The 16,783-nt window shown below is 64.8% G+C and carries 19 protein-coding genes; 16 read left to right on the forward strand and 3 right to left on the reverse strand.

Annotation, left to right across the window (positions count from 1 at the left end; all coding sequences use genetic code 11):
* Window positions 1-145: 145 nt before the first annotated feature.
* Window positions 146-652, forward strand: coding sequence for an NYN domain-containing protein (locus ACTIF6_RS22985; RefSeq protein WP_439590072.1), 507 nt, complete (start codon window positions 146-148; stop codon window positions 650-652).
* Window positions 653-733: 81 nt separating this feature from the next.
* Window positions 734-1,219 carry a hypothetical protein gene (locus tag ACTIF6_RS22990; protein ID WP_439590073.1) on the forward strand — a complete coding sequence of 162 codons (486 nt, stop codon included), beginning with the start codon at window positions 734-736 and terminating at the stop codon, window positions 1,217-1,219.
* A 7-nt stretch (window positions 1,220-1,226) separates the two neighbouring features.
* Here ACTIF6_RS22990 and ACTIF6_RS22995 read toward each other — a convergent pair whose 3' ends face one another.
* Together ACTIF6_RS22995 and ACTIF6_RS23000 are read right to left on the reverse strand one after the other, a co-directional pair.
* A complete protein-coding gene (locus ACTIF6_RS22995; protein ID WP_439590074.1) occupies window positions 1,227-1,520 on the reverse strand; it encodes a DUF1330 domain-containing protein in 294 nt (97 codons plus the stop codon).
* A gap of 64 nt (window positions 1,521-1,584) precedes the next feature.
* On the reverse strand, window positions 1,585-2,142 hold the full coding sequence (locus ACTIF6_RS23000) for a MarR family winged helix-turn-helix transcriptional regulator (RefSeq protein ID WP_439590075.1): 558 nt from the start codon (window positions 2,140-2,142) through the stop codon (window positions 1,585-1,587).
* A 163-nt stretch (window positions 2,143-2,305) separates the two neighbouring features.
* Between ACTIF6_RS23000 and ACTIF6_RS23005 the strand changes: the two genes are divergently transcribed.
* The 3 genes from ACTIF6_RS23005 to ACTIF6_RS23015 are packed head-to-tail and all read left to right on the forward strand — an operon-like array spanning window position 2,306 to window position 5,198.
* On the forward strand, window positions 2,306-3,616 hold the full coding sequence (locus tag ACTIF6_RS23005; protein ID WP_439590076.1) for a Rieske 2Fe-2S domain-containing protein: 1,311 nt from the start codon (window positions 2,306-2,308) through the stop codon (window positions 3,614-3,616).
* Window positions 3,617-3,627: 11 nt separating this feature from the next.
* The gene (locus tag ACTIF6_RS23010; RefSeq protein ID WP_439590077.1) at window positions 3,628-4,833 is read left to right on the forward strand and encodes an aromatic ring-hydroxylating oxygenase subunit alpha; all 1,206 of its coding nucleotides are present in this window, start codon (window positions 3,628-3,630) and stop codon (window positions 4,831-4,833) included.
* Window positions 4,830-5,198, forward strand: coding sequence for a hypothetical protein (locus ACTIF6_RS23015; protein ID WP_439590078.1), 369 nt, complete (start codon window positions 4,830-4,832; stop codon window positions 5,196-5,198). Before ACTIF6_RS23010 ends, ACTIF6_RS23015 begins: the two co-directional genes overlap by 4 nt.
* Window positions 5,199-5,202: 4 nt before the next feature.
* On the opposite strand, the gene ACTIF6_RS23020 is transcribed toward ACTIF6_RS23015, so the two are convergent.
* Window positions 5,203-5,808, reverse strand: a complete 606-nt coding sequence (locus tag ACTIF6_RS23020) for a MarR family winged helix-turn-helix transcriptional regulator (protein WP_439590079.1) — start codon at window positions 5,806-5,808, stop codon at window positions 5,203-5,205.
* 210 nt (window positions 5,809-6,018) lie between these two features.
* Here ACTIF6_RS23020 and ACTIF6_RS23025 point away from each other — a divergent pair, with 210 nt between their 5' ends.
* Genes ACTIF6_RS23025 through ACTIF6_RS23075 form a run of 11 tightly spaced genes read left to right on the forward strand, consistent with a single transcriptional unit; the run spans window position 6,019 to window position 16,772 of the window.
* Entirely contained in the window at window positions 6,019-7,194 is a 1,176-nt protein-coding gene (locus ACTIF6_RS23025; RefSeq protein ID WP_439590080.1) for an ABC transporter substrate-binding protein, read from the forward strand.
* 53 nt (window positions 7,195-7,247) lie between these two features.
* Complete coding sequence (locus tag ACTIF6_RS23030; protein ID WP_439590081.1) at window positions 7,248-8,117, forward strand: branched-chain amino acid ABC transporter permease; 870 nt, start codon at window positions 7,248-7,250, stop codon at window positions 8,115-8,117.
* Window positions 8,118-8,119: 2 nt separating this feature from the next.
* Window positions 8,120-9,100 carry a branched-chain amino acid ABC transporter permease gene (locus ACTIF6_RS23035; RefSeq protein ID WP_439590082.1) on the forward strand — a complete coding sequence of 327 codons (981 nt, stop codon included), beginning with the start codon at window positions 8,120-8,122 and terminating at the stop codon, window positions 9,098-9,100.
* On the forward strand, window positions 9,097-9,888 hold the full coding sequence (locus ACTIF6_RS23040) for an ABC transporter ATP-binding protein (protein WP_439590083.1): 792 nt from the start codon (window positions 9,097-9,099) through the stop codon (window positions 9,886-9,888). Before ACTIF6_RS23035 ends, ACTIF6_RS23040 begins: the two co-directional genes overlap by 4 nt.
* Window positions 9,881-10,576, forward strand: coding sequence for an ABC transporter ATP-binding protein (locus ACTIF6_RS23045; RefSeq protein WP_439590084.1), 696 nt, complete (start codon window positions 9,881-9,883; stop codon window positions 10,574-10,576). The genes ACTIF6_RS23040 and ACTIF6_RS23045 overlap by 8 nt, the downstream gene beginning before the upstream one ends.
* Window positions 10,577-10,592: 16 nt before the next feature.
* A complete protein-coding gene (locus ACTIF6_RS23050) occupies window positions 10,593-11,348 on the forward strand; it encodes an SDR family NAD(P)-dependent oxidoreductase (RefSeq protein WP_439590085.1) in 756 nt (251 codons plus the stop codon).
* Window positions 11,349-11,359: 11 nt separating this feature from the next.
* Complete coding sequence (locus ACTIF6_RS23055; RefSeq protein ID WP_439590086.1) at window positions 11,360-12,661, forward strand: Rieske 2Fe-2S domain-containing protein; 1,302 nt, start codon at window positions 11,360-11,362, stop codon at window positions 12,659-12,661.
* Complete coding sequence (locus ACTIF6_RS23060) at window positions 12,658-13,116, forward strand: bacteriohemerythrin (RefSeq protein ID WP_439590087.1); 459 nt, start codon at window positions 12,658-12,660, stop codon at window positions 13,114-13,116. The genes ACTIF6_RS23055 and ACTIF6_RS23060 overlap by 4 nt, the downstream gene beginning before the upstream one ends.
* A 52-nt stretch (window positions 13,117-13,168) precedes the next feature.
* Window positions 13,169-14,125 carry a PDR/VanB family oxidoreductase gene (locus ACTIF6_RS23065; RefSeq protein ID WP_439590088.1) on the forward strand — a complete coding sequence of 319 codons (957 nt, stop codon included), beginning with the start codon at window positions 13,169-13,171 and terminating at the stop codon, window positions 14,123-14,125.
* Window positions 14,126-14,156: 31 nt separating this feature from the next.
* The gene (locus ACTIF6_RS23070; RefSeq protein WP_439590089.1) at window positions 14,157-15,467 is read left to right on the forward strand and encodes a Rieske 2Fe-2S domain-containing protein; all 1,311 of its coding nucleotides are present in this window, start codon (window positions 14,157-14,159) and stop codon (window positions 15,465-15,467) included.
* 36 nt (window positions 15,468-15,503) lie between these two features.
* Window positions 15,504-16,772, forward strand: a complete 1,269-nt coding sequence (locus ACTIF6_RS23075; protein ID WP_439590090.1) for a Rieske 2Fe-2S domain-containing protein — start codon at window positions 15,504-15,506, stop codon at window positions 16,770-16,772.
* Window positions 16,773-16,783 lie beyond the last annotated feature (11 nt).

The raw sequence follows: 16,783 nt of genomic DNA on the forward strand, positions 1-16,783 counted from the left end.
GTTGCAGATTGAGCTTCGCAAAATCAATCTTGGCACTCCGATGCCGCTACCTGAAAGTGGGAAGTCCCTTCGCATCCCGCCTCGGGCCACCGCCACCCTCACAAAGGGCGGCGGTGGTGAAGCAACCAACCGACAGGGACGGCACATGCAACAGCAATCACCACCACCATCACCAGCGCCCACGCGCAACCCAGCTCACTTCATCGCCCGCCCGCGCCTGGCGGTGCTGATCGATGCCGAGAACGTGAGCGGCCACCGCGCCGCGCAGCTCATGCAGTTGGTGAACGAGCGCGGCCGGCCCACGGTGTGCCGGGCGTATGGCGACTGGACCAACAGCACGCTGGCTTCGTGGAAGAAGTGCCTGCACGGGCTGGGCATTCGGCCGGTGCAGCAGTTCCACTACTCGCAGGGCAAGAACGCGAGCGATGCCACGCTGATCATGGACGCCATGGAGCTGCTGCTCTCGCGCCGGGTCGATGGCTTCTGCATCGTCTCTTGCGACAGCGATTTCGTCGGTCTGGCGGGCCGCATTCAGGAGGCTGGGCTCACGGTGCTGGGCTTCGGGCACCCGCAGGCGTCGCCGGCTTTTGTGGCAGCTTGTGATGAGTTCGTATTCCTTCAGGGTGCGGCGCGGGGGGCAGAGGTGGATTGATTCGCGGAAGGTGACGATTCCCTCACGGACGCGGAAAGGGGGGCGTGGGCAGAATTCTGGAAGTAACAAAACTTTTCAGCGATGACCGTCATTCCTTTTCCGTCGTCACCCCGACAGCCGTCAGGTGACAGCGCTTCCTCTGCGTTCGCGTCTCGCCACATCCCACAGCAGATCGCCCCCGCCCTCGATGCCGAGGCGGTGGACGAGCTGACGCACCAGGATTTCTTTCTGGCCATTCGCGTGGAAGCCGATGGGGGCGCGGCGGTGATTGCGCCGGACGACGAGTTCCGGCTGGTGCAGTACCTCGAATTCCATGGCCTTCGTCTGCCCAGCGCGGTGGACGCGGAACAACTGCGCGAGTTGTGCAACACGCTGCGCTGGACGTATGGCCACGCCGTGCGGCTGGCGGTGCGCAACAACGGCGACGACCTGGCGCAGAAATGCCCGGGGCTGAGCGCCGAGAAGCTGGCCTACGCCCGCGCCGTGGCCGACCAGAAGCCCAGCCAGGCGCGCGAACTGGCGCGGCAGGTGTTCAAGGACCGGGCGAGTCTGGTGTTCTTCTACTAGCGGCGATTCAGACCAGCGGAATCACGGCGATCCGCAAGTCGGCGCTTGCCTCTCGAATGGCGCGCAGCGGGCGGTAGTTTTCGCTGCTCTGCCAGGTGCGAAACGCCGCCTCGGACGGCCAGCGCTGCACCATCAATGGGCCGAAGGCGGGTGCGCCTTCCAGCGTGGTGCCGCCACGGGCAATCACCGAAGCGCCGTATTCAGCGATCTGCTGCCGTGCGCCTGTCTGGTAGGCCTTGAGCGCCTCCGGGTCGTGAACCGAGCGGATCTCGACCACCACCAGTACGTCGTTGCTGTCCATGGATATCCTCTTTGAAAGTTTCCAAGGAAGATATCAAAGAACACCGACTTCGACAACCACAGCGCTATTCGTCGGGCTCTTCCTCGTTGTCCGCCGGTGGATTCTGGCGGGCAAATGCGGCGTCGTTGATCTGTTCAAGACAGCGCAGCGTGGTCTCGATGTCCTTCTGGCGCAGCAGCGAAAAGGTGGGCGCGACACCCGCCAGTGATGTGGCGATTTCTTCCTGCGCGTAGTCGGCTGCGCGCAGGCCTTTGGCGGTGAGCATGATCACGCGCCGGCGCTTGGCGCCCTTGGGCAGCACCTTCTTGACAAAGCCGGCCTCGGCCAGACGATCCACCTGTTTGGTGATCGCGCCCGAACTCACCAGCAGCGACTGAAACAGGTCGGTGGGGCGCAGGGTGTAAGGCTCGCCGACCCGACGCAGCGCCATGAGGATGCGCAGATCACCCGAGCCGATGCCGAAACGGCTCTGAGCGAGGTCTCGAAACTCCGTCTCCAGCACCTGCGCCAGTTGCATGACGACGCCCACGAGACGAAAGGCGGTGAGGTCGAGGTCGGGGCGCTGCTCTTCCCATTGATGCACCAGTTCCGATAAGGGGTGGCCACTCGTGTCTACCGTCATCTTCAGTGTTTCCTTGTTCCAGGGAGGCTGCCGAAACCGCTCGCCTTTGGGCGGCACTCATGGTTATCCCTATGGACAGGTGATGCCGGGCGAAATATCTTCCCGGGAAGAAATGCAATTCTTCCCGGGAAGAATTTTATCCACCCCCCATGAGAGGCAAAAGATGCTATCACGCGAAGACAATGAATTGATGTGCCGGGTCGGCCCGGGTACCCCCATGGGCGAGGCCTTGCGCCGCTACTGGGTGCCCATCCTGTCGAGCTACCAGTTGCCCGCGCCCGACTGCGACCCGGTGAAGGTCGAGCTGTTTGGCGAGCGCTTCGTGGCGTTTCGGGACAGCGAGGGCCGCGTGGGCCTGCTGGACGAGTTGTGCCTCCATCGCTCGGCTTCGCTGGCGCTGGGGCGCGTCGAGAAGGGGGGGATTCGCTGCCTCTTCCACGGCTGGCATTTCTCCGTGGACGGTGCGGTCCTGGAAACCCCGAATGTCTCGGACCCCCGGTTCCGCTCCCGCATCAAGGCCAAGGCCTACCCGGTTCGTGAAGCGGGGTCGATGGTCTGGGCCTATGTGGGGCCTGCCGAGCTGGAGCCGGCCTTTCCCCACTGGAGCTTCTTCGATCAGCCGCCCGAGCGCGTGTTGACGGTGACACTCGTCGTGCCCTGCAACTACGTGCAGCTGCAGGAGGCCTTGCTGGATTCGTCGCACCTGACCATCCTGCACCAGGACGCGTTCAAGCGCGGGTCCAGCATCGATTTCGTCTCCAGCGTCAACAGCAGCACCACCGCGGCGGTGTCCGACCCGAAGGTGGAGGTGGAGGACACCGACTTCGGCTTCTACTACGCAGCCTTGCGCGCCGCCTCCACGCCCGAGGGCGACAACGTCACGGCCCGGGTGACGGGCTATGTCGCGCCGTTCTACTGCGTCAACGCCAATGGCGACCTGCTCGGCCTGATCGTGCCGATCGACGACCACCGGACGCTTCATCACTTCGTGTGGTGGAGCGACACCAAGGAGATTTCCAAGGAGCCGCACAGCGCCGATCTGCTTCGATTCACGGGCCTGGACGAGGACACGCTGCACAAGTGCGGCCTCCACCCGGACACCTGGCACCTGCCCGGCAAGCCCAGCCGCGAGAACAATTTCCACCAGGACAGGACCGCCATGCGCAACGGGCAGTATTCCGGCCTTCATGTGTTCTTCCCGGAAGACGCCGCCGTGTTGACTTCTTCAGGCGAGATTCGAGACCGGAGCAAGGAGGTGCTGGCCCCGGCGGATGTGGCCATCTCGCGCCTGTATCGAACCCTGCTCTCGCTGCCGAAGGCCATACGGGAAGGCCGGGAACCACTGGGGCTGAGCGCCGACCTGAGCCAGGTGAAAGGGCGCAACGGCGTGATCGGGGCGGGTACCCGGTGGCAGACGATGACGGATCAGGATGCGTCTGCGCCGGCGGACAAAGCCTCCTCCGCCATGGCCTGAAGAGTCGCACCATGGCCGCAGTCCTTGAAACCAAGATCCAGGCAGCTCACGCTGCCCCGCCGAACCTCGTCCTGCCGTTGGCGGAGTACATCTCACCGGCATCCTTCGAACTGGAACGCGAGCGCATTTTTTCGCGCGCATGGTTGCTGGCGGCGCATGCCAGCGATCTGTCTGCGCCCGGCGATTACGTCGAGCGCTCGTTCGATGTGCCCAAGGCGTCCGTGCTGATCGTGCGCGGCACCGATGGACGAATCCGTGCCTTTCACAACATCTGCCGCCATCGGGGCAATCGACTGGTGGATGTCGGCAGCACGGGCAACAAGCGGCGGTTTTCATGCAGCTTCCATGGCTGGACCTGGTCGTGCGAAGGTGCGCTGAAGGGCGTGACCGATGAGGGGCAGTTCAGCGGCATCGACAAGGACGAGCTGGGTCTGCTGCCGGTGCATTGCGAGGAATGGAACGGCCTGGTGTTCCTGAACTTCGCACGCTTTCCGGAAGAGACGCTGGAGGAGTGGCTCGGCGAACTCGCGCCGGGCTATGGCGACTACTTTCAAAGTCAGCAGCGGCTGTCCAGCCATCGGTTCGAGATTGAAGCCAACTGGAACCTGGCGGTGAATGCCTTCACCGAGGGCTACCACACGATGTTCATCCACCGCAACACCGCGGGCGACTACCAGGGCGGCGCCAGCAACCCCCAGCGCCATCGCCCATTCATGCAGTTCATGCGCAGGCACACGCGCTACTCGGCCCCGGCCAACCCAGACCACCGGCTGGCGCCCTCGGAGGCCATCGCCTACCGCTTTGGCCGCAAGCTGTTGCCGGCGGCCTGCTTCGACAACGATGGCTTGCCTCCTGCGGTGAATCCGTCTCGGGCGGAGCATTGGTTGTTCGATGTGATCGAACTGTTCCCCAATGTGGTCATGTTGCTCGGGCAGCACTACCGCATCGAGCTTCGCTTTCTTCCAGTGTCCGCTTCGCGCACGGTGGTCATCAACGAAACCTTCGTGTACCAGCCCGACAACCTGGCGGAGCGCGCCAGCCAGGAGCTGTTTCGCATACGGGAAAAAGAGGTGGTGCGCGAGGACCTGAGCCTGCTGGAAGCGCAGCATGCCGCGCTGGCCACCGGGGTGATGGAACACGTGGTGCTGTCGCGCCAGGAGATGGCGCTCGCCCACCACTTCCGCGTGCGCCAGGCCATGCTTGAGGTGTCGCCATGAGCGCCGTGCCGCACGAGGCGTCCCTGCCGGCAGGCTTCGAAGACCTTCAGCCGCGCGTGGGCGACTGGGCGCTGCCGACCGAGCAGGCGCGTTATTCAAAGCGACTGGGTACGTCGATGGAGGAGATTCGGGATTTCTATGACGCGATCTTCCCGCGCATGGATGCCATCCTGCAGCATCTGCAGACCTACCCTGCCAACGACATCGCCGCCTTGCCGCCCGACACCCGGCGCCTGTACCGGCTGGCGCTGGCCTACTTCGAAGCCTCGCATCCGGTGGAACTGAACTGGCGTGGCCCCGATCTGGACGACGCATTTCCGGCGCAGCGGATCGAATACCAGGGCCCGAGCCGTGTGGAGAACTAGCGGGTCACTGGTCGGCGTCGGCGTCGAGGTCGATGCCTCCGCTGTGTTCCAGCGCAGACAGGATGCGCAGCGCATAGCGGTTGATTTCGTCACGCTCGGCGCTGCTGAACTGGCGCATGGCGGGCGCAAGAATGGGCTCGCTGGCCAGGCTCTCGACCGTCTCTTCCACAAACTGCAGCCCTCGTTTGGTCAGATGGACGAGAAACCCGCCGTTGTGGCTGGGGTCCGGCAGTCGCTCCGCCAGGCCGGCTTCCACCAGCCGATCCACCTTCTTGGTGATCGCGCCCGAGGTGACCAGCAAGGCGCGGAAAAGGTCGGTGGGACGACGAACGTAGGGCGGCCCGCTGCGCCGCAGCGCCAGGAGCACCCGCATGTCGCCGCCGCTCACACCGTAGCGGGTCTTGCACATTCGGTCGTAGGCGCGGTCGACGATGGTGCCCAGCCGCATGAAGTAGATCGCCAGCAGGAAGTCGCGCAGGTCCAGGTCGCCGCGTTCGGCCTGCCACTGGAGGGTGATCAGTTCGCTCAGGCTGGCCCCGTTGCCGCCGCTCTTCGCTGCCGGCACCGGAAGGGATTTCGCCCGGTGGGAGGTTTGTTCTTTCTTGCCCATAAAAAAACCTCTTCTCTGGAAGCTTTCATGGTAGCCGAATCCAGCAGTCGAATCGGCAAAACGAGGCCGGCAGACGTCGAATTCCCTCGAGACTAGGTAGTAACCCTGTGCACAGTTTTAGACAACGCAATTATCTTCCACGGAAGACGAATAGTGATTTCCGTGCCCGATGAAGGCACATCCGACCCACGACGATTCGAAGGAGACAACATGCTGAAATTCGCGACACGGTTCCTGGTGGCCATGGGCACCGCTGCCACACTGGCGGCGACCGCCCAGGCCCAGGACTCCATCAAGGTCGGCTTTGTCGGCCCCTACACCGGGCCGTTTGCCGTCGCCGGGCAATCGTTCCGCCATGGTGTGGAGGCTTATCAGGCGCTGCACGGCAACGAAGCCGGTGGCCGCAAGGTGGAGGTGATCTACCGCGACAGCGCGGGCGCTGACCCCACGCTGGCCAAGCGCCTGGCCGAAGAGCTGGTGGTCAAGGACAAGGTGTCCATGCTCGGCGGCTTCTACCTCAGCCCCGAGGTGGCGGCCACGGCGCCGGTGGTGAATGCGGCCAAGGTGCCGCTGTTCATCGTCAACGCGGCCACGCCTGCGCTCATGAAGATGTCGCCGTATTTCGTCCGCATGGGTCAGCCGATCAACCTGCCTGCAGAGCTGGCCGCCATGCACGCCCGCCAGTCGGGCAAGTCGCGTGGCTACGTGGCCGTTGGCGACTATGGACCAGGCCATATCGTCGAGCAGTCGTTCATGACCAAGTTCACCGCCGAGGGCGGGCAGATGGTGGGCAACGTGCGCATTCCGCTCAACACCGCCGACTTTGCGCCGTTTGCCGAGCGCATCGCCAACGCCAACCCCGACGTGCTGCAGGTGTTCATTCCACCCGGCGCGGCCTCGGTGGCGTTCAGCAAAGCGCTGGCGGCGCGGGGGCTGACCCAGAAGGTGTTGATCATTGGCCAGGGCGAAGCCGAAGACAGCGATCTCCCGCTGTTCGACGACTCCATCGTCGGCTTCAAGTCCATCATCTACATCGACGCCAACGCCAGGAACGCCGAGAACCTGGCCTTCTCCGACTGGTTGAAGAAGAACGCCGGCCCCACCGTGCGCCCGAACTCCTTCAGCATTGGCGCGTTTGACGCCATGCACCTGGCCTACAAGATGCTGAATGACCAGGCCGGCAAACCCTTCAACGGCGAGGCCGCCATGAAGACCATGCTCGGCTACACCTGGAAAAGCCCGCGCGGACCGATCACCATCGACCCCGTCACGCGTGAGCCGATCCAGAACTTCTATCTGCGTGAGGTGGTCAAGTCCGCCGACGGGGTCAAGAGCAACCGCGTGATCAAGACCTGGGAACAGGTCAAGGCTGCACCGCTGAACTGAAGCGCCAGCCAGCATCCTTCCGACCCCACTGCCAGTCCACCCAGGCGATTGCCGTGTCCACTGTTGCGTTCATTCTTCTGTACGGCCTGTCGTACGGCCTGGTCCTGTGCCTGATTGCGCTCGGCCTGGTCATCACCATGGGCCTCATGCATGTGATCAACCTCGGTCACGGTGCGTTTGCGGCCATGGGTGGCTATCTCGCCATCAGCCTGATGCAGCAGCAAGGCTGGCCCTATGCGCTGGCGGTGCCTGCTGCCGTGATGGCGGTGGCGGCCTTCGGTGTGCTGGCGGAGCGCCTGCTGTACGTTCGCCTCTACAAGCGCAGCCACCTCGACCAGGTGCTGGTGACGATCGGCTTCAACTTTGTGGTGATTGCCATCATCACCATGCTGTTCGGCCCGAACATCGTGCGCATGGAACTGCCGGCCTACCTGCGGGGGAACATCGACCTGGGCATCCGGGAGTTCGAGCTCTACCGCGTGGTCGCCTCCGGCATCTGCATCGTCATCATCGGAGCGCTCTGGTGGGTGTTTGAACGCACCAGCACGGGGGCCCGCTTGCGCGCAGCGGTGGACAACCGTGGAATGGCGCAAGCCATGGGCATGAACGTGCCCCTGCTGTTTGCAGCCACCTTCGCGCTGGGCTGCGGCCTGGCAGCGCTGGGTGGCATCCTGGCCGCTCCCATGCTGCCCATGGAACCCATGTGGCCCATGAAGTACCTGGTGCTGATGCTGGTCATCGTTGCACTGGCGGGTCATGGGCAAGTCACCGCCTCGGTGGCGGTGGCCATCATCGTGGGCGTGGTCGAGACGGCGGGGCGCTACCTCTTTCCGCAGTTCGGCGCGTTCTTCATCTACCTGCTGCTCATCGGCCTGATGGTGTGGCGTCCGAACGGACTTCTCGTGCGTCGACAGACGATCTGACCATGACCACGCTTCCCCGAGATTCCATCCTCAGCCGCCACCACTGGCGTGTCGGCGAAGTGGCGTGGGTGCTGGCCGCGCTGGCCTGCTACTTCGTCTTTCCGCAGTATCTCGCGCTGGGCACTTCCGTCCTCGTCATGGTGGTGCTGGTGCTTTCGTTCGACCTGCTGCTCGGCTTCTCGGGTGTGTTGTCGCTCGGGCATGCGGTGTTCTTCGGCCTGGGTGCGTTCGCGGCGGGCTGGCTTTCGCTGGCGGGATGGACTGAGCCGGTGAGCGCAGTGGTCGTGGCGGGCATCGCGTCGGCTGCACTGGCCGCGGTGATCGGCCCATTTCTGCTGCGCCTCACCGGTCTGCCGCTCATGATGGTGACGCTGGCACTTGGCGTGCTGGTGTTCGAGGCCGCCCACAAGGCCACCACCATCACTGGTGGCGACGATGGCCTGGCGGGCATTCAGTTCGCCCCCATCCTCGGCCTCTTTGAATGGGGCCTGGGTGGCGCCACGGCCTACCTGTACACGCTGGCGTGGCTGTGCGTCATCTTTGTACTGCTCAAACGGGTCGTGTCGTCGCCCTTCGGCGTGATGTTGCAGGGCGTCAGGGAGAACCCGGCCCGCATGCGCCTGATCGGCAACCGTGTGCTGCCTCATCTGACGCTGGCCTATGTCATCAGCGGTGCGGTGGCCGGCATGGCGGGCGCCCTGTTCACGCAGGCCAATGCCTTTGTCGGGCTGGGTGTTCTGGCTGTCGACACCTCGATCGACGCGCTCGTGATGCTGGTGCTCGGCGGCATCGGTGGCCTGCACGGGGCGCTCGTGGGGGCACCGGTGTACATGCTGCTCAAACACTTTTCATCGCAATGGAATCCCTTCTACTGGATGCTGATCATCGGCGTGTTGCTGATCCTGGTCGTGCTGATGGGGCGCGGCGGCCTGCTCGGCATGCTCAGGTCTTTGATGCGCCGCGCGCGCAAGGATGCAGCATGAGCACGACAGCCACGCTCGCACTGGAGGCCAGCGGCTTGTGCAAGCACTTCGGCGCGCTGCACGTCACGCAGGACGTGAGCCTGTCGCTGCCGGTGGGCGCGCGCACCGCGCTGATCGGGCCCAACGGCGCCGGCAAGACCACGCTGGTGAACCTCCTCACGGGAGTGGTGCGGCCCGATCGGGGTCAGTTGCGCCTCTTCGGCGAAGAGGTCACTTCGTCATCGGCCGCGGCGCGCACACGCAAGGGGCTGGTGCGCACCTTCCAGATCTCCAGCCTGTTCGCGCAGCTGACCGTGTTCGAGAACATCTACATCGCGGTGGCGCAAGCGGCTGGCCGCGGCTTCTCGATCTGGCGTCCCGCAGGCAGGCAACGCGATCTGCTCGAGCGCACGGAGAAGCTGGTCGAACAGCTCAAGCTGCAATCCGACCGCCACAACAAGGTGAGCGAGATCGCGTATGGCCGCCAGCGTCTGGTGGAAATCGCACTGGCGCTGGCGCTCACCCCGCGCGTTCTGTTGCTCGACGAACCGGCGGCCGGCATCCCGAGCAACGAACTCGACTTGTTGCACGGCGCGATCGACACCCTGCCTCGCGAAATCGCGGTGCTCATGATCGAGCACGACATGGAGATGGTGCGTCGCTTCGCCACCGACGTCTCGGTGCTGGTGAGCGGCGCGATGCTGATGACAGGCAAACCGGGCGATGTCATGTCGCACCCCGAGGTGCAATCGGTCTACCTCGGCACCGCCGGCAAGAAACGTTTCGATGGAGCGCCGGTTCATGCTTGAAACCCACAAACTCAGCGGTGGCTGGGGCCCCACGCTGGTCAACGAAGATGTGAGCCTGCGTGTGGCCAGCGGAGAGACGGTGGCCATCATCGGGCGCAACGGCGTTGGCAAGAGCACGTTGCTCGAACTCATCGTGGGCCGTGCGCAGCGCCGCAGCGGTGGCATCGCGCTCGATGGCAATGACATCACGGCACAAGCGGTGCACCAGCGCTCGAAGAGCGGCCTGGGCTATGTGCCGCAGGGCCGTGAGGTGTTTCCCAGCCTCACCGTGGCCGAGCACCTTCAGGTTGCGGCGCGCCCGGGCCACTGGACGCAGGCGCGCGTGCTGGAACTGTTTCCCCGTCTGGGCGAGCGCCTGGGCAGCCACGGAAACCAGCTCTCGGGCGGCGAGCAGCAGATGCTGTCGATCGCGCGCGCGTTGCTGGGCAACCCGCGCGCCTTGCTGATGGACGAGCCGTTCGAAGGCCTCGCGCCCATCATCGTGGAACACCTGGTGAACAGCATCCGCAAGATCGTGCAGTCCGGCTCGATCGCCTTGCTGCTGGTGGAGCAGCGCGTCGACATTGCGCTCGACCTGTCGGACCGCTGCATCGTGATGGATCGGGGCCGCTGCGTGCACGAAGGCGTGTCGGCAACACTCGCGCGCGACGAAACACAACTTGCGGCGCTCATGGGCCTTGGGCATTGAACAGGAAGAAAACGGCATGAGATTCGACCAGCAAGTAGCCATCGTCACCGGCGCACAAACCGGTATCGGCCGCGCCATCGCCGAGCGGCTTGCGTCCGAAGGCGCGGCCGTGGTCCTGGCCGATGTGGTCGACGCCGAGCCTGTGGCCGAGCAGATCCGCACGACGGGTGCGCGTGCGCTCGCCGTGCGGACCGACGTGTCCGACGAGGCCTCGGTGGCGAACATGGTCGAGCAGACCGTGCAGGCCTTCGGTCGCGTCGACATCCTGGTGAACAACGCGGCCATCGCCGCCACCATCGAGCTGCGGCCCTTCGAGCAGATCTCCGTGGCCGAATGGCGGCGCATGCAGGACGTCAACGCCATGGGGCCGTTCCTGTGCATCCGCGCGGTCGCGCTGCACATGCGCGCGCAGCAACAGGGTCGCATCGTCAACATCACCTCGGGCACGGCCTTCAAGGGCGCGCCGTTCATGCTCGAGTACGTGGCCAGCAAAGGCGCTTTGATGACCATGACACGTTCGCTGGCGCGCGAACTCGGCAAGGACTTCATCACCGTCAACGCCGTGTCGCCGGGCTACACGTTGAGCGAAGGCAACCTGGCCAACAAGGAATTTCTCGCCACCTACCGCGAGGCCGCGATCCAGACGCGTGCCGTGCCGCGCGACGGCTGGCCGGTCGACATCGTCGGCGCCGTGGCGTTTCTGGCGAGCAGTGACGCGTCGTTCATCTCCGGCCAGATCCTGGCCGTGGACGGTGGCTCCGTCTATCACTGAAAGGCGAAACCATGTTGAACCACGAAACCAATCAACGCCTGTGCCGCGTAGGTCCCGACGACGCCATGGGCCAGACCATGCGCCGCTACTGGCTGCCTTTCATGAGCGCCGCCGACCTCGCCACGGGCGATGAACCGCGTGGGGTGGAGTTGCTGGGGGAGCGCTTCGTCGCCTGGCGCGATGACGGTGGTCGCGCCGGCCTCTTCCACGAGTCCTGCCTGCACAGGGGCGCTTCCATGCGCCTGGCGCGCGCCGAAGGCGATGGTCTGCGCTGCATCTACCACGGCTGGAAATTCGCGGTGGACGGCACGGTGATCGATACGCCCAATGTGGCCGACCCGAACTTCAAGACCCGCATCAAGGGCCGCACGTTCCCGGTGCGCGAGGCCGGTGGCCTGCTGTGGGCCTACCTGGGCCCGCGCGAACAGGAGCCTGCGTTCCCGCACTGGCCATGGATGGATCTGCCCGATGAGAAGCGCCTGATCACCCGCCATGTCGAAGAGTGCAACTTCGTTCAGGTCATCGAAGGGCTGGTGGACTCGTCTCACCTGGGTCTGCTGCACATGAACGGGCTGCAGAAATCGGGCGAGGTGGACCTGGGTTTCGCGCAGAAAGTGAACTCCATGCAGCGCAACCTGGCGCCCCGCCTTGATGTGCAGGAGACCGACTTCGGCTTCTACTACGCGGCACTGCGAGAGATCGACGACGCGCAGGGGCGGCACACCGAGGCGCGCGTGGCGGCCTTTGTGGCGCCTTGCTGCGTGCTCAACCCCAATGGCGACATCGCCACCTTCGTGGTGCCGCTGGACGATGGACGCACCAGCTTCATCCATGTGTTCTGGAGCGAATCCCTGGAGCTCAACCGGGATCCCCTTCGCAGCCGCCACCTGGAATTCATTGGCCTGACACCCGAAGTGCTGGACGGATTCGGATTGACCGATGAGACGCTGGGCCGTGCCGACCGCCCCAACCCGCGCAACAACTTTCACCAGGACCGCGAGGCCATGCGCCGTGGCGAGAGCTGGAGTGGACTGCCCGGTCTCATCGAGGAGGACGTGGCGGCATCGGTTTCGGCGGGTGCCGTGCGCGACCGCGCTCACGAGACCTTGTCGATCGCCGACGTGGGCATCACCCGCCTCTACCGCACCTTGCTGAGCTGCGCCGAAGCCGTCGAACAGGGCAAGCTGCCGCTGGGCATTGGGCGGGATGTCGACTGGTCGCGCGTGCAAGGCACCCACGGCGTTGTGCGCAGCGACGACTGGCGTGAACTGATCCCGGCCCGGCGCCTGGCTGAAACGAAGGAAACCGCATGAACGCGCCCTTCACCCACCGCTTCCACTGGGACGAAGATTTCCTGGTCGGTCATGGCGAAATGGACGACACGCACCGAGAGTTCGTCGCCTGCGTGGACGCCTTGCTGTGCACCACGGACGCACAGCAAGGCGTGGCGCTCGAAGCCTTTGCCGAGCATGCGGTGCGCCACTTCCGCGAGGAAGACGACGCCATGCGCGAGAGCGAATACGGCTCTGCCGGGTGCCATGTCGATGAACACACGGCCGTACTGAAATCGCTCGACGAGGTGCGTGCCGCGCTCGCGCAAGGCCGGCATGACGTGGTGCGAAGTTTTGCGCTCGCGCTGGCCGACTGGTTTCCGCGTCACGCGGAGGTGATGGATCTGGGCCTGGCGCGCTGGCTCAACCAGCGTCGGCTGGGCGGCTCGCCCGTGCTGATCCAGAAACGGAAGCGCTCTGCGGCCGAATGGGCTTGAACGACATTTTTTTTGACCTCTTGTCTTCCATGGAAGATGAAGTGAGATTCTGATGGAAACGCTTTTGCAAGTGCGGGTCGCGGCCAAGCAACGAGTGGCCGAAGACATCACCGCGTATGAGTTCGCCACGCTGGATGGTGCGGAGCTGCCGGGCTACGAAGCCGGCGCGCACATCGACGTCCACGTGCCCGGTGGCCCGGTGCGCCAGTATTCGCTGCTCCAGCTGCCGGACAGTTCTCGGCGCTATCGCATCGGTGTGCTGCGCGATCCGCAGTCGCGCGGGGGCTCGGCGCGCCTGATCGATCAAGTGAACGAAGGGGATGTGCTGTCGGTGTCTGCCCCCCGCAACCACTTCGCCTTGCACAGCGGTCCGGCCCACGCATTGCTCTTTGCCGGTGGCATCGGCATCACGCCCATCCTGTGCATGGCCGAACAACTCGCACGTGAGGGCCGTTCGTTCGAACTGCATTACTGCGGTCGCACGCCCTCGCGCATGGCCTTTCTTGACCAACTGCGCCAGGCACCCTTTGCCGACCGGGTTCAGGTGCATGCCGACGATGGTGCCGCAGAACAGCGACTGGATGCCAGGGCGGCGATCGGTCCACCGACCTCAGACCGCCAGCTGTATGTCTGTGGACCCACAGGCTTCATGGACCATGTGCTGGCCACCGCCCGCGAACTGGGTTGGGCGGAAGCGCAACTGCATCGCGAGTACTTTGCCGCAGCACCGATCGACCATTCCTCCGATGGCCCTTTCGAGCTGGAACTCCGGCGCAGTGGTCGTCGAATCCGGGTGGCCGCGGACCAGTCGGCGGCGCAGGCGCTGCTCGATGCGGGCGTGCCCTTGTCCCTGTCTTGCGAGCAGGGCGTGTGCGGCACCTGTCTGACCCGTGTGCTGGAGGGTGAGCCCGACCACCGCGATCTCTACCTCACCGAAGAGGAGCATCGCGACAGCTTCATGCCCTGCTGCTCTCGTGCCCGTACGCCTTGTCTGGTGCTTGATCTCTGACCCCTTTTTACCGACCGCGAAAGGAAGCCCCATGCTGAGCAAACAAGACAACGAACTGATGTGTCGAACCCATCCCGGAACCGCCATGGGCGATGCCATGCGACGCTTCTGGTTGCCGGCGATGCAACTGAGCGAGATGCCCGCCTCCGGCGCCGACCCGAAGACGATCGAACTCCTGGGGGAGCGCTTCGTGGCCTGGCGCGACGAAAGCGGACGTCCAGGCCTGTTTGCCGAGTTCTGTCTGCACCGCGGTGCGTCCATGCAGCTCGCGCGCGCCGAAGGTGATGGCCTGCGCTGCATCTACCACGGCTGGAAGTTCGCGGTGGATGGCCAGGTGCTGGAGACGCCCAACGTGGCCGATCCGAAATTCAGGGAACGCATCAAGGGCCGCACCTACCCGGTGCGCGAGGCCGGTGGTTTCCTCTGGGCCTACCTTGGCCCGCGAGACCAGGAGCCGGCCTTCCCGCAGCTTCCCTTCATGGACCTGGACGACGACCACCGTATCAACGCTTACGCGGTGGTCAACTGCAACTTCGTGCAGGTCATTGAAGGCTTGGTGGATTCGTCGCACCTGACTGTGCTGCACGCGTCGGGCCTGGCCAAGACCGCAGGCGTGGACCTGGACTTTGCGAAGAAGACCACACACATGCAGTTCGACGCCTCGCCGCAGATCGAGGCGGACGAAACCGATTTCGGTTTCCATTACGTTGCGATGCGCGGTGCCGGGGAAGGCCGCCGCATGGCGCGAGTGGCTTCGTTCATTGCGCCGTGCTTCGTCGCCAATCCGAATGGTGACCTGTGGTTCGCCGTGGTGCCCGTGAACGACGAGCGCTGCAACTTCTATCACGTGTGGTGGAACGCCGAGAAGCCGATCGGCCAGGAGCCACTGCGCACGCAGCAGTTGTCTTTCGTGGGTCTGGACGACGAAACCTTGACGAAACACGGCATGACCGCCGCCACCTGCGACGGCCCCACCGCGATGGGGTGGCAGAACGGCTACCACCAGGATCGCGCCCTGCAACGCAGCGGCCATTTCACAGGGCTGGCCAGTTTCACGCAGGAAGACGCTGCCTGCAGCGTCTCTGGCGGTCCGATCCGCGACCGCTCGCAGGAAATGCTGTCGACGGCCGATATCGCCATCAGCCGCCTCTACCGCGTCCTGCTGGCCTGTGCCCGATCTGTGCGCGAAGGACAGGAGCCGCCCTCGCTGCGCGTGGACGTGAGCCACGTCGTGGGCACTTCCGCCGAAATCGGCAAGGACGAGGACTGGCGAAGCCTGGTGCCGCAGCACCGCATCGTCAAGCCCACCCGCGCTGCCCAACCCACCGGCCGAACCCACTGAACCGCCGGCCTTTTGCACCAAGACAGGAGCTTTCCCATGTTGAACAGCAAAGACAACGAAACGATCTGCCGCGTCGGCCCCGGAACCCCTATGGGCGTTCTGATGCGTCGCTACTGGCACCCGGTGTGCACGTCCGTACAACTGCCCACTCCCGATTCACCGCCGCTGCGCGTGCGCCTGCTGGGCGAAGACTACGTGGCGTTTCGCGACAGCGAAGGCCGCGTCGGCATGCTGGATGAGCTCTGCATGCACCGGGGTGCCTCGCTGGCGCTCGGACGGGTCGAAGAAGGCGGCCTGCGCTGCCTCTACCACGGCTGGAAATTCAACGTGTCCGGCGCCGTGCTGGAAACGCCCAACCACGCCGACCCGAAGTACCGCGAACGCATGAAGGCGCCCGCCTACCCCGTGCGCGAAGCGGGTGGGCTGGTGTGGGCCTATGTGGGGCCGAAGGAACTGCAACCCGAGTTCTCGCGGTACGCCTTCATGGAGGCGGCCCCCGAACACCGCGTGGCCTTGCGCGTGAACGTGAACTGCAACTACCTGCAGCTGGTGGAAGGCGGCGAGGACAGCTCGCACGTGGGCGTGTTGCACACCAACATGGCGCGTCCCGGCTGGATCGACGACAGCTTCGTGCCGAACCCCGACGTGGTGAACCCCGCCGCGCTGGTGTCCAACGACCTCGAGCCCTCCCTCAAGATCGAGGAGACGGCGTTCGGCTTCCAGTACGTGGCCCTGCGCAAGACCAACGAGCCGGGCGTGAAGAACGCGCGCGTCGTGCCCTTCATCGTGCCCTACGGCCGCATCATCCCGGCCCCGGCCTTCCTGTTCACCGTGTTCGAGGTGCCGGAGGACGACACGCACACCGCCACCTACATCGTGGTGCATGGAAACGCACCCGTGACCGAGGACAAGATCATCGAGCTGCTGGGCCTGGACGACACGCGTTACTACAACCGCAAGTCCTGCGCCTACACCTCGACCTGGGTCGACAACTTCGGCCAGGATCGCGAGCTCATGAAGGACAACTGGACGGGCTTGCGCGGCGTGGAGGTGGAGGACGCCACCATTGCGCTGTCGCAAGGCGCGCTCTACGACCGCTCCAAGGAACACCTGGTGCCGGCCGACCAGGGCGTGGTGCGTGTGCGCCGCGCGCTGCTCAGCGCCGTGAAAGTCGCTGCGGAGAATGGAACGCCGCCTGCGGTGGGTCTGGACCTGCGCGGCGTGAGCGCCTGCGATGTGCAGTTGAACGACGGCGCGCTCTGGCAGGACCTGGTGCCCACGCACCGCGCCACCGCTGCAGCGTGAAGGACCAGCCC

It is taken from the genome of Hydrogenophaga sp., assembly GCF_051860785.1.
In the GTDB taxonomy this organism is placed as follows: domain Bacteria; phylum Pseudomonadota; class Gammaproteobacteria; order Burkholderiales; family Burkholderiaceae_C; genus Hydrogenophaga.

Coding starts and splice junctions, on each gene's coding strand:
- ACTIF6_RS22985 (WP_439590072.1), top strand. CDS start 146: ATGCAACAGCAATCACCACCACCATCACCAGCGCCCACGCGCAACCCA.
- ACTIF6_RS22990 (WP_439590073.1), top strand. CDS start 734: ATGACCGTCATTCCTTTTCCGTCGTCACCCCGACAGCCGTCAGGTGAC.
- ACTIF6_RS22995 (WP_439590074.1), bottom strand. CDS start 1,520: ATGGACAGCAACGACGTACTGGTGGTGGTCGAGATCCGCTCGGTTCAC.
- ACTIF6_RS23000 (WP_439590075.1), bottom strand. CDS start 2,142: ATGACGGTAGACACGAGTGGCCACCCCTTATCGGAACTGGTGCATCAA.
- ACTIF6_RS23005 (WP_439590076.1), top strand. CDS start 2,306: ATGCTATCACGCGAAGACAATGAATTGATGTGCCGGGTCGGCCCGGGT.
- ACTIF6_RS23010 (WP_439590077.1), top strand. CDS start 3,628: ATGGCCGCAGTCCTTGAAACCAAGATCCAGGCAGCTCACGCTGCCCCG.
- ACTIF6_RS23015 (WP_439590078.1), top strand. CDS start 4,830: ATGAGCGCCGTGCCGCACGAGGCGTCCCTGCCGGCAGGCTTCGAAGAC.
- ACTIF6_RS23020 (WP_439590079.1), bottom strand. CDS start 5,808: ATGGGCAAGAAAGAACAAACCTCCCACCGGGCGAAATCCCTTCCGGTG.
- ACTIF6_RS23025 (WP_439590080.1), top strand. CDS start 6,019: ATGCTGAAATTCGCGACACGGTTCCTGGTGGCCATGGGCACCGCTGCC.
- ACTIF6_RS23035 (WP_439590082.1), top strand. CDS start 8,120: ATGACCACGCTTCCCCGAGATTCCATCCTCAGCCGCCACCACTGGCGT.
- ACTIF6_RS23040 (WP_439590083.1), top strand. CDS start 9,097: ATGAGCACGACAGCCACGCTCGCACTGGAGGCCAGCGGCTTGTGCAAG.
- ACTIF6_RS23045 (WP_439590084.1), top strand. CDS start 9,881: ATGCTTGAAACCCACAAACTCAGCGGTGGCTGGGGCCCCACGCTGGTC.
- ACTIF6_RS23050 (WP_439590085.1), top strand. CDS start 10,593: ATGAGATTCGACCAGCAAGTAGCCATCGTCACCGGCGCACAAACCGGT.
- ACTIF6_RS23055 (WP_439590086.1), top strand. CDS start 11,360: ATGTTGAACCACGAAACCAATCAACGCCTGTGCCGCGTAGGTCCCGAC.
- ACTIF6_RS23060 (WP_439590087.1), top strand. CDS start 12,658: ATGAACGCGCCCTTCACCCACCGCTTCCACTGGGACGAAGATTTCCTG.
- ACTIF6_RS23065 (WP_439590088.1), top strand. CDS start 13,169: ATGGAAACGCTTTTGCAAGTGCGGGTCGCGGCCAAGCAACGAGTGGCC.
- ACTIF6_RS23070 (WP_439590089.1), top strand. CDS start 14,157: ATGCTGAGCAAACAAGACAACGAACTGATGTGTCGAACCCATCCCGGA.
- ACTIF6_RS23075 (WP_439590090.1), top strand. CDS start 15,504: ATGTTGAACAGCAAAGACAACGAAACGATCTGCCGCGTCGGCCCCGGA.